The sequence below is a fragment of the Mesorhizobium waimense genome, from assembly GCF_003601975.1.
Classification (GTDB): domain Bacteria; phylum Pseudomonadota; class Alphaproteobacteria; order Rhizobiales; family Rhizobiaceae; genus Mesorhizobium; species Mesorhizobium waimense.
The window spans coordinates 1-13,591 of record NZ_QZWZ01000011.1; the positions used below are offsets into that span (position 1 = coordinate 1).

18 protein-coding genes and 1 pseudogene are annotated in these 13,591 nt (G+C 61.9%); 14 read left to right on the plus strand and 5 right to left on the minus strand.

Annotation, left to right across the window (positions count from 1 at the left end; all coding sequences use genetic code 11):
• From D3227_RS15535 to D3227_RS15555, 5 genes are all read left to right on the plus strand, one after another.
• Positions 1-1,551, plus strand: a 1,551-nt coding sequence (locus D3227_RS15535) for a phytoene desaturase family protein (RefSeq protein WP_245451767.1), incomplete at its 5' end; no start/stop codon positions are given.
• Positions 1,551-2,033 (plus strand): MarR family winged helix-turn-helix transcriptional regulator, encoded by a 483-nt coding sequence (locus D3227_RS15540; RefSeq protein WP_120014994.1) that lies wholly within the window; start codon positions 1,551-1,553, stop codon positions 2,031-2,033. The genes D3227_RS15535 and D3227_RS15540, both read left to right, overlap by 1 nt.
• A gap of 46 nt (positions 2,034-2,079) precedes the next feature.
• Complete coding sequence (locus D3227_RS15545; protein WP_120014995.1) at positions 2,080-4,233, plus strand: thiamine pyrophosphate-dependent enzyme; 2,154 nt, start codon at positions 2,080-2,082, stop codon at positions 4,231-4,233.
• Positions 4,226-5,800, plus strand: a complete 1,575-nt coding sequence (locus D3227_RS15550; protein WP_120014996.1) for an indolepyruvate oxidoreductase subunit beta family protein — start codon at positions 4,226-4,228, stop codon at positions 5,798-5,800. Before D3227_RS15545 ends, D3227_RS15550 begins: the two co-directional genes overlap by 8 nt.
• Before the next feature lie 162 nt (positions 5,801-5,962).
• Positions 5,963-6,256, plus strand: coding sequence for a GYD domain-containing protein (locus D3227_RS15555; RefSeq protein ID WP_120014997.1), 294 nt, complete (start codon positions 5,963-5,965; stop codon positions 6,254-6,256).
• A 139-nt stretch (positions 6,257-6,395) separates the two neighbouring features.
• On the opposite strand, the pseudogene D3227_RS15560 reads toward D3227_RS15555, so the two are convergent.
• A pseudogene (locus tag D3227_RS15560) lies at positions 6,396-7,348 on the minus strand (IS481 family transposase).
• Between the two features lie 209 nt (positions 7,349-7,557).
• Here D3227_RS15560 and D3227_RS44295 point away from each other — a divergent pair.
• Positions 7,558-7,824 (plus strand): GCG_CRPN prefix-to-repeats domain-containing protein, encoded by a 267-nt coding sequence (locus D3227_RS44295; RefSeq protein WP_120015146.1) that lies wholly within the window; start codon positions 7,558-7,560, stop codon positions 7,822-7,824.
• Positions 7,825-8,068: 244 nt separating this feature from the next.
• The gene (locus tag D3227_RS15570) at positions 8,069-8,743 is read left to right on the plus strand and encodes a peroxiredoxin-like family protein (protein WP_120014998.1); all 675 of its coding nucleotides are present in this window, start codon (positions 8,069-8,071) and stop codon (positions 8,741-8,743) included.
• Between the two features lie 50 nt (positions 8,744-8,793).
• On the opposite strand, the gene D3227_RS15575 is transcribed toward D3227_RS15570, so the two are convergent.
• The 3 genes from D3227_RS15575 to D3227_RS15580 form a co-directional block, all read right to left on the minus strand.
• Positions 8,794-8,988: a hypothetical protein gene (locus tag D3227_RS15575; protein WP_120014999.1), complete on the minus strand. Its 195-nt coding sequence runs from the start codon at positions 8,986-8,988 to the stop codon at positions 8,794-8,796.
• Complete coding sequence (locus tag D3227_RS41105) at positions 8,952-9,188, minus strand: hypothetical protein (RefSeq protein ID WP_147377604.1); 237 nt, start codon at positions 9,186-9,188, stop codon at positions 8,952-8,954. The genes D3227_RS15575 and D3227_RS41105 overlap by 37 nt, the downstream gene beginning before the upstream one ends.
• Before the next feature lie 130 nt (positions 9,189-9,318).
• On the minus strand, positions 9,319-9,495 hold the full coding sequence (locus D3227_RS15580; protein ID WP_245451768.1) for a hypothetical protein: 177 nt from the start codon (positions 9,493-9,495) through the stop codon (positions 9,319-9,321).
• Between the two features lie 34 nt (positions 9,496-9,529).
• Between D3227_RS15580 and D3227_RS15585 the strand changes: the two genes are divergently transcribed.
• The 7 genes from D3227_RS15585 to D3227_RS15605 all read left to right on the plus strand — a co-directional run bounded on the left by D3227_RS15585 (position 9,530) and on the right by D3227_RS15605 (position 13,023).
• Positions 9,530-9,856, plus strand: a complete 327-nt coding sequence (locus tag D3227_RS15585; protein ID WP_120015001.1) for a hypothetical protein — start codon at positions 9,530-9,532, stop codon at positions 9,854-9,856.
• Positions 9,856-10,011 (plus strand): hypothetical protein, encoded by a 156-nt coding sequence (locus D3227_RS41590; protein ID WP_167480712.1) that lies wholly within the window; start codon positions 9,856-9,858, stop codon positions 10,009-10,011. Before D3227_RS15585 ends, D3227_RS41590 begins: the two co-directional genes overlap by 1 nt.
• Positions 10,012-10,079: 68 nt before the next feature.
• The gene (locus D3227_RS41595) at positions 10,080-10,229 is read left to right on the plus strand and encodes a hypothetical protein (protein WP_167480713.1); all 150 of its coding nucleotides are present in this window, start codon (positions 10,080-10,082) and stop codon (positions 10,227-10,229) included.
• Positions 10,226-10,957, plus strand: a complete 732-nt coding sequence (locus D3227_RS15590) for a hypothetical protein (protein ID WP_147377605.1) — start codon at positions 10,226-10,228, stop codon at positions 10,955-10,957. The genes D3227_RS41595 and D3227_RS15590 overlap by 4 nt, the downstream gene beginning before the upstream one ends.
• Positions 10,958-10,959: 2 nt before the next feature.
• On the plus strand, positions 10,960-11,523 hold the full coding sequence (locus tag D3227_RS15595; RefSeq protein WP_147377606.1) for a hypothetical protein: 564 nt from the start codon (positions 10,960-10,962) through the stop codon (positions 11,521-11,523).
• 89 nt (positions 11,524-11,612) lie between these two features.
• On the plus strand, positions 11,613-11,981 hold the full coding sequence (locus D3227_RS15600; protein WP_120015004.1) for a hypothetical protein: 369 nt from the start codon (positions 11,613-11,615) through the stop codon (positions 11,979-11,981).
• A 220-nt stretch (positions 11,982-12,201) separates the two neighbouring features.
• The gene (locus D3227_RS15605; protein ID WP_120015005.1) at positions 12,202-13,023 is read left to right on the plus strand and encodes a DUF4145 domain-containing protein; all 822 of its coding nucleotides are present in this window, start codon (positions 12,202-12,204) and stop codon (positions 13,021-13,023) included.
• Here the strand turns inward: D3227_RS15605 and D3227_RS41110 are convergent.
• The gene (locus tag D3227_RS41110; protein ID WP_147377607.1) at positions 13,017-13,343 is read right to left on the minus strand and encodes a GNAT family protein; all 327 of its coding nucleotides are present in this window, start codon (positions 13,341-13,343) and stop codon (positions 13,017-13,019) included. The two genes, D3227_RS15605 and D3227_RS41110, sit on opposite strands and share 7 nt — an antisense overlap.
• Positions 13,344-13,591 lie beyond the last annotated feature (248 nt).

Genomic DNA, 13,591 nt, shown 5'->3' on the forward strand with positions numbered 1-13,591 from the left:
ATCGTCGGCAGCGGCATCAATGCCCTGGTCTGCGCGGCGATGCTTGGCGGCAAGGGTGCGAAGGTGCTCGTGCTCGAACGCAACGACCGCATCGGCGGCTGCATGCGCACCGAGGAGATCACGGCGCCCGGCTTCATCCATGACGTGATGGCGACGACTTTCGTCCTGTTCATCACCTCGCCGGCCTTTGCCGCTCTGGGCAAGGATCTGGCGCGGCATGGGCTGGAGTTCTGCCATACCGCGACGCCCACCGGTGTGCTGCGGCCGGACGGCAACCATGCCGTGCTCAGCACCGACCGCGCCGCCAACATCGCCGCGATCAACGCGATTGCGGCAGGCGACGGCGATCGTCACGGCAGCGATGTCGGTGGCATCGAGCGCAATGCCGGCCTGTTGTTCGGCCTGCTTGGCGGCGCCCTGTGGTCCTATCCGACGGCCAAAATGCTGGCTGGCGACGCCTGGCGGCGCGGCCCGCGCGGTCTTGCCGCCTTTTTCGGCGAGGCGCTGGTGTCGGCGCGCGGCTGGCTGGAAAGCACCTATCAATCCGACACCATCCGCGCGCTCTGGGCGCCCTGGGTGCTGCACGCCGGCCTTGGTCCGGAGGATGCGTTTTCCGGCCAGATCGCCAAGGTCATCGCCTTCGCGCTGGAGGCGGCCGGCGCGCCGATCGTCAAGGGCGGGGCCAGGAACCTGCTTTCGGCCTTCGAGGCGCTGATCGCCGAGCAAGGCGGCGTGATCTCTACAGAATCCGACGTTGACTCGATCATCCTTGACAGAGGCCGCGCCACCGGCGTGCGGCTGGCTTCGGGAGAGACGGTCCACGCAAGGAAGAGCGTCATCTGCTCGGTCACGCCGACCCAGCTCTACGGGCGGCTGCTCGGCAAGGATGCGCCGGAGGCTGCCACTGAAGCCGTGCAGAACTATCGCTATGGCAAGGGCAACTTCCAGATCCACTATGCCCTGAACAAGCCGCCCGCCTGGCGCGGCGGCGGGCTGGACAAAGTCGCGCTGTTGCACCTGACGCCGGGGCTCGATGGCGTCTCCAAAGCCTGCAACGAGGCGGTGCGCGGCCTTTTGCCGGAGGTGCCGACCATCTGCGTCGGCCAGCCGCACGCGCTCGATTCTTCGCGCTGTCCGGACGGCAAGGCGATCCTGTGGCTGCAACTGCCCGAGGCGCCGCGCCACATCAAGGGCGATGCCGCTGGCAAGCTACAGGTCCGGGCCGACGGGCAATGGACCGAAGCGCTGCGCGAGGCCTATGCCGATCGCGCCGAGGCGATCCTTGCCAACCATATCGACGGGTTCAGGGAGAGCGTCATCGCGCGGCGCGCCTATTCGCCGGCCGACCTCGAAGGGATGAACATCAACCTGGTCGGCGGCGATCCCTATGGCGGCTCCTCGACCATCGACCAGTCGTTCCTGTGGCGGCCGTTCAAGGCCAGCCGCAACCACCACACCGGCATCAAAAACCTCTACCACATCGGCGCCTCGACCCATCCCGGTGCCGGCCTCAGCGGCGGGTCCGGCTACCTGCTGGCAGGGAGGCTGTGATGGAACAGAGCGTCTCCGAAAAACGCCAGCGCATCTCGACCCTCGGCGAGATCGGCCTGCAGCAATTCGCGCCCTATCTGATGAACCGCATCATGGGTCGCTATAACGCCACCTTGCGTGAGGATTTCCGCAAGCAGGGCCTGACCATTCCGCAGGTGCGCACGCTGGCCGTGCTGTCTGTCGCCGACGGCGTCACGGTCAACGACCTCTCGGTCTACACGGTGATCGAGCAGTCGACGCTCAGCCGCACGCTCGACACGCTGGAAGGGCAGGGCCTGGTGCGGCGCGAGCAGGGCGTCACCGACAGCCGCTTCCGCCATGTGTTCCTGACCGAAGATGGCCGCGCCCTGTTCGCGCGCGCCTGGCCGGCCATGCATGACGCCTTCGAAGCCATGTTCGACGGCGTCGACGATGCCGAATATGCCGCGCTCATCGCCACGCTTTTGAAGATGCTGAAGAACATCCGCAAGCACGACATCTAGACCTACGCGCCGCCAGCGCCGGGCGGCAACGGAAGGAGTAGAAAAAATGGCCGAACGGTCTTTTGCCAAGGAAGTCGAAAAGCTGAGGCTCGGCGATGGCGAGGAGTTTGCCGGCGAGGGCATCCTCGCCATCACCAAGGCGCTGCTGCAATGCGGCGTCGGCTATGTCGGCGGCTATCAGGGCGCGCCGATCAGCCATCTGATGGACGTGCTGGCCGATGCGCAGGACATTCTGGGTGAACTCGGCGTACATTTCGAGGCGAGCGCCTCGGAAGCCACCGCCACCGCCATGCTGGCGGCCTCGGTGCATTATCCGATCCGCGGTGCCGCCACTTTCAAGTCGACCGTCGGCACCAATGTCGCCTCGGATGCACTGGCCAACCTCGCGTCGGGCGGGGTCACCGGCGGCGCGCTAATCATCGTCGGCGAAGACTATGGCGAGGGCTCCTCGATCATGCAGGAGCGCAGCCACGCCTTCGCCATGAAGAGCCAGGTCTGGCTGCTCGATCCGCGCCCCGATTTGCCGTCGATCGTCAAGGCGGTGGAAGACGGCTTCGAACTGTCGGAGGCCTCCAACACGCCGGTCATGCTGCAGGTCCGTATCCGCTGCTGCCATGTGCATGGTCATTTCATCGCCAAGGACAACAAGCGGCCGCCAATGTCGGTGGCCGATGCGCTCGACGCGCCGCGCCGCGACACAGGCCGCATCGTGCTGCCGCCCGCCTCCTTCCTGCATGAGAAGGAGAAGGTGCAAAAACGCTGGCCGGCGGCGGTCGCTTTCATCCGCAAGAACAGGATCAACGAGATCTTTGGATCGGACCATGGCTCGGTCGGCATCGTCATGCAGGGTGGCATGTACAATGCGGTCATCCGTGCGCTGCAGCGCCTCAACCTCGCCGACACCTATGGCGATACCGACGTGCCGCTCTATGTGCTCAACGCCGTCTATCCGCTGATCGACGACGAATTCCTGTCCTTCTGCGAGGGCAAGCAGGCCGTGCTGGTCGTCGAGGAAGGCCAGCCCAACTACATCGAGCAGGCTTTTGCCGCCATGCTGCACAAGGCCGGGCGCGGCACCAGGCTGGTCGGCAAGGAACATCTGCCGATGGCCGGCGAATATACCGGCCAGGTCATGCTCGACGGCATCGGCTCGTTCCTGCGCGCCGAGGCGCCGCATCTGCTGCCTGGCGAAGTGCGCGCGCCGAACAAATCAGGCGAAGGCGTCGACACCGCCGATTTGATCAATGTCGTTCCAGGACGACCGCCCGGTTTCTGCATCGGCTGCCCGGAGCGGCCGATCTTTGCCGCGACAAAGCTGGTCGAGCAGGAACTCGGCAAGCACCACATCGCCTCCGACATCGGCTGCCATCTGTTCTCGATCATGCCGCCCTTCGAGCTCGGCGCCACCACCATGGGCTACGGGCTGGGGCCGGCCTCGGCTTCGGCCTTCAATTCGCCCGATGCCAAGCGCCGCTCGATCTCCTTCGTCGGCGACGGCGGCTTCTGGCACAACGGCCTGACCTCGTCGATCGGCAATGCGGTGTTCAACAAGAACGACGGCGTCATCGTCATCGTCGACAATTTCTACTCGGCCGCCACCGGAGGCCAGGACATTCTTTCGTCCCGCGCCGGCAACAAGACCAAATCGACCAAGCATCCGATCACCGAAGCAGTGAAGGGCATGGGCGTCAAATGGCTGCGCCACATCGACCGCACCTATGATGTCGGCAAGATGCAGGCCACGTTGCGCGAGGCGCTAACCACCGAGGAAAAGGGGCCGAAGGTCATCGTCGCCTCGTCGGAATGCATGCTCAACCGCCAGCGCCGCGAGAAGCCGTTGGTCGACAAGGCGATCAAGGGCGGCGAGCGGGTGGTGAAGCCGAAATTCGGCGTCGACGAGGACATCTGCACCGGCGACCATGCCTGCATGCGGCTTTCCGGCTGCCCGTCACTGTCGGTGAAGTCGCTCGACGATCCGCTGCGCGACGATCCGGTCGCGCATATCGACCAGAACTGCGTCGGCTGCGGCAATTGCGGCGAGGTGGCGGATGCGGCGGTGCTCTGCCCATCCTTTTACCGCGCCGATGTCGTGCACAACCCAAACCGCTGGGATCGCTTCCTCGAAAGCACGCGCCGCGCGGTGATCGGCCTCCTCCAGCGGCGCCGCGAAAGCCGCCGTTTGATGTTCGCCGATGCTTGACCACAATGCCCCATTGCGCCCGAAGGCGGGCGCCCATGACGACGATCGCGTCATCAAGCTCGCGGTGCTGGCGGTCGGCGGCCAGGGCGGCGGCGTGCTGGCCGACTGGATCACCGACGTCGCCGAGCGCAATGGCTACGTCGCGCAGTCGACCTCGGTCGCCGGCGTTGCCCAGCGCACCGGCGCGACGATCTACTATGTCGAGATGGCCCGCGACACCGGCCGCCTGCCGGTCTTTGCGCTGTCGCCGTCGCAGGGCGACGTCGACATACTGATCGCCGCCGAGCTGATGGAGGCAGGCCGGGCTATCATCAGGGGCTTCGTCACGCCCGAGCGCACGACGCTGATCACCTCGTCGCACCGCATCGCCGCTGTGTCGGAAAAGATCGAGCCCGGCGACGGCCGCGCCTCGTCTGAGAAGGTGCACGCGACGGCAGAGGCCGCCGCCAAACGCTTCATCGCCTTCGACATGGAAAAGATCGCCGCTGACAACGGCACGATGATCTCGGCCAGCCTGCTCGGCGCGCTGGCTGGCTCTGGCGCGCTGCCGTTCACCCGCGAAAGCTACGAGCAGGCGATCGGCGCCGGCGGCCGTGGCGCGAAAGCCAGCCTCGCCGCCTTCGCCGCCGCCTATGATCGCGCGCGCGGCATTACCGGCGCTGCGCCCTCGGGCGAAATGGCCGAGATGCCGGCCGCTCCAGAAGCCGGTTCCGGCTTGGCGGCGAAGGTGAGCGGGCCGGAAAGTCTCTTGCAGGGCTGGCAGCAGCTGGCTGCTCGCATCGATGCTTTGCCGACGCCTGTGCGCGACATGGCGCTGCGCGGCCTGAAGAAAATCGTCGACTTTCAGGACATCGCCTATGGCGGCGAATATCTCGACCGTCTGGACAGGGCCGTCGCGCTGGATGATGCCGGGCATGGCTATGCGCTGTCGATCGCTGCGGCAAAGCATCTCGCCAACGCGATGTGCTACGACGACATGATCCGCGTCGCCGATCTCAAGACCCGTTCGACCCGCGACAGCCGTGTGCGCCGTGAGATCGGCGTCAAGGACGGAACTGTCCTGCAGGTGACCGAATATTTCCATCCGCGCATCGAGGAGTTCTGCGGCACGCTGCCGGCGGGGCTGGGCAGCTACATCGAAAGCCGGCCAAGACTCGCCGCCTTCCTCGACCGCCGCATCAACCGCGGCCGCCACATCCGCACCGACAGCTTTGCCGGCTTTACAGCGCTCTGGTTCATCGGCGGCCTGCGCCGCTGGCGGCGCCGCCTGCTGCGCCACAAGGTGGAGGCCGAGCATCTGGAGCGCTGGTATGACCTGGCACTCGGCAATGTGTCCGCTGACTACGCGCTCGCCGTCGAGATCCTGAACTGCCGCCGGCTGATCAAGGGTTATAGCGACACCCACACCCGCGCCCAGTCGAAATTCGATCGCGTGCTGTCAGCACTCGATTTGGTTCGGGGCCGGCCAGATGCCGCCGACTGGATAAGACGGCTGCGCGAAGCGGCTCTGAAGGACGAGAAGGGCGACATGCTCGACGGCGCTCTGAAGACCGTGGCGTCCTTGTAGCAACGGATCCTGCTGCCTCAAACTGATCGGCGAAATAGCTGGTGCCGCAGCCGCACCTCCCTTGCCGCCTGTGGTTCGCCCGCCCGGCTCGTGCTATCGTATTTCTGGGAGACGGCGGACGCGCCGTGAGCGCCCGAACGATCCCCATTGTGGGAGGAACCAATGGCTTACTACGTATTGCTGTCGAATTTCACAGATCAAGGTATCAAGAGCATCAAGGACACCCAGAAGCGTGCCGAGGCTTTCAAGGCGATGGCCAGCAAGAGCGGCGTCAAGGTTCACACGCTGTTGTGGACGCTTGGTCAGTATGACGTCGTGACGATTGCAGAAGCCGACGACGAGATTGCTGCCACCGCACTCGCCTTATCAATCGCATCGGTGGGCAACATCAGAACACAGACATTGAGGGCTTTCGACGCGGCAGATATGGCCAAGATCCTGGCAAAGATGGCCTGACCGCCACTGAGCTACCTGCGCAGGCGATTGAAGCCGGCCGCCGAGCCGAACGGCGGCAGGCCTGTCTGTTTTCCCTCAAGCGAAAACCCCGGCGCGTGGCCGGGGTTTTGGCGACCTCGCGAAGGCGCAGGCATTGTAGCTAGTTGTGGAGCCTCAACAGGTTGTCCTCGGTAAGACCGAGTCGGCTGATGGGTGGTTTTGAGCCGATACTGCCATGCGGTCTATGCCAATTGTAGCGGTGAAGCCATCGTGGCAGTTCGGCGGTGCGTTCGTCTGAGGTGTTGTAGGCGCGCGCATAGGCCCATTCGCGCAAGTTTGTCTGAATGAAGCGCTCGGCTTTCCCGTTGGTTCTGGGAGTATAAGGCTTGGTGAAGATCTGGCGCAGGCCGAGACGTTTGCAGGCTGCCCGGAAAGTCTTTGACCGGTAGCAGGAACCGTTGTCGGTCATTACCCGCTGCACTCGGAAACCGAGGCTGGCGTAATAAGCAACGGCGGCCCGAGGAAGGCGACAGCGCTCTGCTTGCGTTGGTCGGGCATGACCTGGACGAAAGCGACACGCGAAGCATCGTCGATGCAGACATGGACGAACTCCCAGCCGATGCCAAGGTGACGATTAACCATGCCAGTTTGTCGTCCGGTGATGCGATGTCCGACAGAGCCGATCCGGCCGAGCTTCTTGATATCAAGATGGATGAGCTCGCCGGGATGCTCCCGCTCATAGCGGCGCACGGGTTCTGGCTCCAAGGTGCTCAGCTTGTTCAAGCCCAGTCGGCGCAGAACACGGCTGACAGTCGCTGGCGAGACGCCGGCCTCAGCGGCGATCTGTTTGCCCGTCCAGCGCTGGCGGCGCCGTCGTTCGATGGTCTCGATAATCGCTGCAGGCGTCGGCTGGCGCAGCCGATGCGGCCGGGATGAGCGATCCTGCAACCCTGTCAAGCCTTCGCGGCGATATCGGTCGACCCACTTCCGAACCGTCCGCGGGCAGACGCCTGCGGCTTCGGCGACGGCCTGCGGCGTCTGCCCGCTCTCGACCTGCCTTACAATTCGCTCTCGACCGCGTGGCGTCAGCCGGGCATTCTTATGGACGTTCATCCGGTCCTCCGAGAATCACTGAAGCTTCGACAACCTCAGCTTTCCCGGTCTGGATCGGATGGACAACCTACTGAAAGCTCACAGCTAGTCCTGTCTTCGCCTGCGAGAGCAGCGGCCCAAATGACGAATATGTGATGGTCTCGTTCACCCGGCATTCAGCCCGTCCGATGGTATTTTCGTCGCGGGGGTGAACCATGGAGACCACAGTCATGCTCACCAAACACATCCTGCCTCTCGCATTGGCGGCTGGCACTTTGATGCTATCCGCCGCCGGCTCGCAGGCCATGCCGATGGCCAAGCCCACCGCCGCCTCGCTCCCCATAGAATCTGTCGGCTGGAGATGCGGTCCCCGCTGGCACGTCAACAGGTGGGGCAATTGCGTGCCGAACCGGTATGTAAGGATCCGGCCCATCCGCCATTGGCATCCCGGTTTCCGGTACCACCACCGCTGGCATGCAGGCTATTGGGCCTGGTAGGCGCTGAGCGGATTTCCGGAGGACGCCCGCGTCGGAAACGGCGCGAGCGCTGCGCAGGCTGTTCTCGAAAATGGCCGGAAATCAAGCTCGGAAAGTGCCGACACTAAGGGAGCGCCCCCAAAGTCCGCCATCTCTGTGCTATAGTGCAATTTCAACACGCACAGGAAGTATGTGCCGAACACGGGCTGGAGCCCTAAGTACCGCCGCGTTTCCATTACTGGATGACCCGCGAGGAGGATCAAGGATGTCCGACCGCACCCACGTAGGCCCTCTACAACTGGGCGAAACGGCGCCCAATTTCGTGCTCGACGCGATTACCCGCGAGGGCACAATCGCTATCGACGATTTCCGTGGCGAGAAACCAGTGCTGGTTGGGCTGTATCGAGGTCTCCATTGTCCTTTTTGCAGGCGTCATATCGCGACGATTTCGCTGCTCACCCCAGCCCTCAACGAGAAGGGCATCGAAAGCCTGACAGTGGTCAACACGCCCATCGAGCGGGCGCGCCTCTATCTCCGGTACCATCCGATGCTCGGCCTGCTCGCGGCATCCGATCCGAAGCGGACTTCACACCGCGCCTTTGGATTGCCGAATATGCAGATCACCGAAGACGAGAGCGCATGGCCGCAAAAGGTCTCAATGAGCGATGTGAAGGCGATGCGGGTCAACGTGCCGGGCGAAATGCCTGAGCCGATGGATCCGTTTGCCACGCTCGAATATCTGAACAAAAAAGACAATTACGGTATCACTGAAGCGGACCAGCAAATGATGGCGACCGGCGTGGGCCAGCTCATGGGCCAGTTCCTGCTCGACCGCAACGGCGTCGTTCGCTGGACGTTCTCCGAGGTTTTCGATGGCGGCTTGGGCGCCCACCCGAACTCTGAGGCGATGATGTCGGTCGCGTCGCATATTGGTCAGTAGCGGCGCAGTGCGCTGAGCGGGTGCACGGATAGCAGGTGTTATGCAAACCGTTAGTTCGAGCCGGGGTCGACGCGCTTCGGCGCGAACTTGGCTTGCCACTCCTCGAGGCTCATCCGCGTGTCGGTCGTAGGCGACCGGGCCGGTTTTCTGATGACCGTGGCAACCTCGGTCTTGTCTACGACGAGGCCGAGAAGCCGCGCCTTGCCCATTATGGCCGCAACACCGGCAGCGGGCAGCTTTTCCATGCGCTGACTGTCGCAGCTTCGATGGATTGCCTTTCGCGTCCGAGAAGCGTGAGCGACGACGCCGGATGTAATGGCACCAGACCAAGCTCAGAACGGCGAGCATTCAGATCGCGAAAGCTCGCCGCCGTTGATCGATGAATGATGTGGCGCGGCTGGCCATCGTCGGGATCGAGGACGGATAGGCCGTGCGGCGCGCTCATGGTGCGACCTCCTGAAGAGGCCGGGCAGCTTGACGACGCATAAGGGCGGACATATTTTTCCGGGCCATCCAAAGCCCCGAATTGAAATCCCCGAACCCCGCTGTGGCGCCAAGCCCCGGCGGGTTTCGTTTTATGCGGCGGTGCGGTCAGCCAGCTCTGACGTCGAGCGCAGCGGTCGCGACAGCTTCTGCTCGACCCAGCGGTCCAGCCCTTCGGGCGTGTAAAAAACCTCGCCGCCGAACTTGTGAAACTCAGGGCCGCCGCCCTTCAGGCGCAGGTTGCGCAACGTGACCGGGGCGCGATCCACACCGTGCTTGTCCTTCAGGTGCTTGGAAGCCGCAGTGGGCTTCGGGTACAGTTCAGCGCGCTACGGCGCTAACGGCAGCGTGACACTCCTGAAGCAGGACACGCTCTTCTTCGCGCTGCCTGCTCCTTCGCCTACCCATCCGTTCATTGAGACGGTGGACGGCAAGATGCTTGCCAAAGCGCCAAGAGAGCTCGCTGAACTGTTCGTCACCGTGCAGCACGATCATGACGATGGCCATACAGAACATCTCGTGTTGCCGCGCTGGCAGTTCGCCCTGCTCGTTAAGCGTGATCGCGAGGGCAAGCCGCCCCTCGACTTCGATGCCATTGAACAGCGCATCGCCCGCCCGGAGGAAATCTGATGGTGCAAGTCGGCGACATCGTCCTGCTTGGGTCAGGACTGCGCTATTGCGTGCTGGATTTTGTCGGCAATGCCAGCGGCACGCGCGACGCGAAGCTGATCCGCAAAAACAGCAATGGCACATTCACTCACTCCAGAAGGGCGCGGAATTTCTAGTCGCGGCAGAGACCCCTGTCTTCGAGACAGGCGAGGAAGTGCGGGTCGATGGCTTGAAGGGCACGTACATGAGCCGCGAAGCTGACGGCGATATCGCTCGTGTCATGCTGGAGCCGCGCAGACGGCAATTGTCGGGCGGCGGGTTCATTCAAATCGAGGCCGGTGTTGCTCGCGCCAGCTTCGCCCTGCTCGTCCTCGAAAATCGCAAACTTTTTTGAAGGAGAACCCCATGGTAAAAGTTCCTCTCGACCTGAATGAAGCTTTCGTTGATCGGCACGCTGAGACCGACCCGCTGACCGGTGCGCCTATCGCTGACCCTGTGCTTTCCGGCATGTCGAACGCCGTGAAGCTCGCTCGCGAGCAAGCGACGGTACTCGCCAACTTCGAAGCGGCCGCGCTCGCCGACAGGACCCAGACGCCAGAAGCGAATCTGCTGCGAATTGCCAATGCGGCGGGCAAGACAGGCAAGCGCGTCGCAGTGCAGCTTGACGCCGCTCGGACGAGGGCCAAGACGGAGATCGCCAATATCCAAAAGCGCACCGGCTCCCCGCCACCGCCGAAGGATAGCTTGGCGCTTGCCATGGAGGCCGAAATCAGGGCGCGCCTCGCCAACATGCTGCCCAAGGACCGCGCCGCCGCCATTGCCAAGGCAAAGGCTGAGAACAACGAAACCATCATCGCTGCTGTGTTGCGCGGGCCAGCTATGCTCGTCGGGATGGGTGAGGCGGAGCAAAATGCGATTAAGCACCACTATCGGATGCGCTTCCACGCGGCGGACTACGCTCGACTTGAGCGTTTGAACAAGGCCGTGGATGCCATGGAAAGGCCGGGCCGCCTGTTTGTCAGCCTTGTGCGCTCGGCGGAGGACTCGCCATCAGCAAGACTGGCCGCAATCAACACACGCGCGGTTGAAGAAGCCGCCGCTGCCCATGCGAGGGAGGCATGATCATGGACAAGCGCGCCCTGTTCCATGAAGACGGCAGCTTTGCCGCTCCCCGAACCGTCAAGCGCATCGAGAGCGTGCCGGAAAGTAACCGCGACTGGTATCTGCCGGAAGCCGGCAAAACGGATGGCCGCCACATCCTCAATCATCAGATTTGGAAAGAGGTCCGCGAGCCATACGAACGCGAAGTCGAGCGGCTTGAAAAAGCAATGGCTGATCTAAAGGCCAAGCACGAAACGGATGTTGAGCGCGAGAGGCAGGCGCGGAAGCGGGAGAAGATCGACTCAGCCCTGCATAGCACCTGCAAGGACGCTGGCATCCCCGATGGACTGATGGAGGGCGCTATCGCGCTGCTTTCGGAAGAAGCTACGTTCGAGGTTGACGAGAGCTATGAGTTCGGCGGCGGCGTGGTTGTCGCAACTCGCAACGGCACGCGGAGCACGGTGGAGGCTCTGGTTGAGAACTTCCTCGACAGCGACGAGGGCGCAGCGTTCCGCGGGAAACGCCGCGCCGCTCCGTCTGACAACTACTTCAGCAGTATGATTGCGGGCATGAAGCAGCCCCGGTAACGACAGTAAAATTCTGTCGAACATTTAACCCTTGAAATAACCTTCGACTCAGTGAAACATTCGCACTCCTTTTTTGGGGGTGCGAATCCATGTCCGATAACGATCTCGATCTTTTGCTCGACAAGATGGAAGACATTGCGAAGGCAGTGAACTCATTCAATTCCGAGTCTGTTCAACAAGCAGCCTTCGACTCACTGATTTCGGCGTTCATTGGTACGCTTGGGTCGCGCGCCGCAAAGTATCCAATCGATGAAGAGCCAGTAGTTGAGAATGGCCAAGTCACCGAGCAGGGTGGCAAGAAGGCGAAGCGGCCACAGCGCAAGCCAAGAACATCAGGAGCCAAGACTGATCGCAGCGGCGGTTTTGATGAAGCCACCCTGTTGAACGCGATCAAAAACGATGTTCGCTTCCAGACCTTTAGGAACAAAATCGTCGTCGGTTCCGCCAACAGGATTTAGCAGGTAAAGTTTGTCTCGTGGTACGCCGGGGAAGTTCCTATGACTTCGGGCAACATGATGCGCATTTTGAATGGACTGGGCGTGAGAATGAGTCCGCCTCAGGCGTCTGACGCGGTCACAGCAGCGAAGTCGGATTTCATTGCAACTACACCAGCGACAAAGCCTCAAACGTTTCGCTTGTCTGCCCCTGCACACGCTGCATTTGAGAAGTGGTTACTGAATGACACAGCAGCTGGCTGATTTCGCGGCGTTTCTCTCTGAGCAGAAATTGACGGAGCTTGATGAGGCAATCGCAATTATATGGTTTCTGACGCGAGACCCTGAGCAAGCAGGGGGCGTTAGCGTTCCTCAAATCGTAGAGGTGCTGGGAGCCTATCGGCTCCGATCAAACATCAACGCTTCTCGGCTCAGCATGAAATTGAGGGGCAATACGAACGTTGTTGCCGGGTCGAAAGGCCGTGGGACTTTCCGGATAAGGGCGTCCAGCGACCGTGTCTATGCTGAAAAGTTCGCCGACTTCCTTGATCCACGAACTGCTAAAGTCAGCGACAATCTCATATCAAACGAAATCTCGTTAGGCGCGCGCCGTCACTTGGAGCAAATCCGACGCGAAGCGAATGGCTCCTATGATCGAGGCTTTTACAATGGCTCAGCGGTGATGTGTCGGCGCTTAGTTGAGCTTCTTCTCGTGGAAGCCATAGTCAAAGCAGGGCATCTTGCCCAAATCATCGACTCAAAAAACGAGATAAAGGGCTTTGGCGATATCATAGGAGTCGCAAAGTCCAATCAGTACATTCGTCTCTCGCGGACCACGCCAGCCACAATCGAGAAAGTGAAAACCATTGGAGATGCGGCTGCTCATCATCGGTACTATACGACCACGAAGAAAGACCTCGATGAATTGAATCCAGGTCTGCGGCACGTGATCACGGAACTAGCCGCCCTGCAGGCTTGTAGCGCGCCGCCCGCACACTTGGGGCGACGCGCAAGGCTCTGCCGCTACAGGCGGCGGCTTTGGCCGCCTTTGCATGAAGATCAGTGAACTGAAACGTTTAAGTTCACGTCTTCAACACCATGTCGGCGCTTCCATGCTCTGAACTCACGGTTCATACGCCGGAGACGACGCTCATGGTGTGATGGCTTCTCATCTTCATAAAGGTCTAATCCGGGGGCGAAAAGCACTACACCGTTGTCGAGATCAACCCGGGCGACACGACCCCCGCACCCTGGAAGTTGGTCCACCACTCTCATCTGGTGCTCTCTGCGCCAACCGGCGTCAGAATCGCTTGTTTCGATGATGGTGATCGACTCCTCGTTTAGTGCATCGGCCGGAATAACCAGTTCGAGTGTCTGTTCTTTCATGATGCCAGTTCTCCATATGGTGCGTCGGAAGGACGGGGACCACAGCACGACGCACTGCAGCGGACCTGCAGGCCTTTTGGCACCTGCGCTTCCGCCCCAGTGTGTCCGAGAACTGAAGAACTGGAGAACGAGCTGGAATGCTCACCGACCATAGAACCAATAGTAGGTCACCGAGTCAAGCGACTGGCGACTTTCCTTATTTGTGGGGTAAGCGCAAATAAGGTTCTGCGAACGAACACGACGCAAGC

Bases quoted from the DNA above. Each gene is read 5' to 3' on its own strand.
- D3227_RS15540 (WP_120014994.1), top strand. From the start codon at position 1,551: ATGGAACAGAGCGTCTCCGAAAAACGCCAGCGCATCTCGACCCTCGGC.
- D3227_RS15545 (WP_120014995.1), top strand. From the start codon at position 2,080: ATGGCCGAACGGTCTTTTGCCAAGGAAGTCGAAAAGCTGAGGCTCGGC.
- D3227_RS15550 (WP_120014996.1), top strand. From the start codon at position 4,226: ATGCTTGACCACAATGCCCCATTGCGCCCGAAGGCGGGCGCCCATGAC.
- D3227_RS15555 (WP_120014997.1), top strand. From the start codon at position 5,963: ATGGCTTACTACGTATTGCTGTCGAATTTCACAGATCAAGGTATCAAG.
- D3227_RS44295 (WP_120015146.1), top strand. From the start codon at position 7,558: ATGCTCACCAAACACATCCTGCCTCTCGCATTGGCGGCTGGCACTTTG.
- D3227_RS15570 (WP_120014998.1), top strand. From the start codon at position 8,069: ATGTCCGACCGCACCCACGTAGGCCCTCTACAACTGGGCGAAACGGCG.
- D3227_RS15575 (WP_120014999.1), bottom strand. From the start codon at position 8,988: ATGGAAAAGCTGCCCGCTGCCGGTGTTGCGGCCATAATGGGCAAGGCG.
- D3227_RS41105 (WP_147377604.1), bottom strand. From the start codon at position 9,188: ATGAGCGCGCCGCACGGCCTATCCGTCCTCGATCCCGACGATGGCCAG.
- D3227_RS41590 (WP_167480712.1), top strand. From the start codon at position 9,856: ATGGTGCAAGTCGGCGACATCGTCCTGCTTGGGTCAGGACTGCGCTAT.
- D3227_RS41595 (WP_167480713.1), top strand. From the start codon at position 10,080: ATGAGCCGCGAAGCTGACGGCGATATCGCTCGTGTCATGCTGGAGCCG.
- D3227_RS15595 (WP_147377606.1), top strand. From the start codon at position 10,960: ATGGACAAGCGCGCCCTGTTCCATGAAGACGGCAGCTTTGCCGCTCCC.
- D3227_RS15600 (WP_120015004.1), top strand. From the start codon at position 11,613: ATGTCCGATAACGATCTCGATCTTTTGCTCGACAAGATGGAAGACATT.
- D3227_RS15605 (WP_120015005.1), top strand. From the start codon at position 12,202: ATGACACAGCAGCTGGCTGATTTCGCGGCGTTTCTCTCTGAGCAGAAA.
- D3227_RS41110 (WP_147377607.1), bottom strand. From the start codon at position 13,343: ATGAAAGAACAGACACTCGAACTGGTTATTCCGGCCGATGCACTAAAC.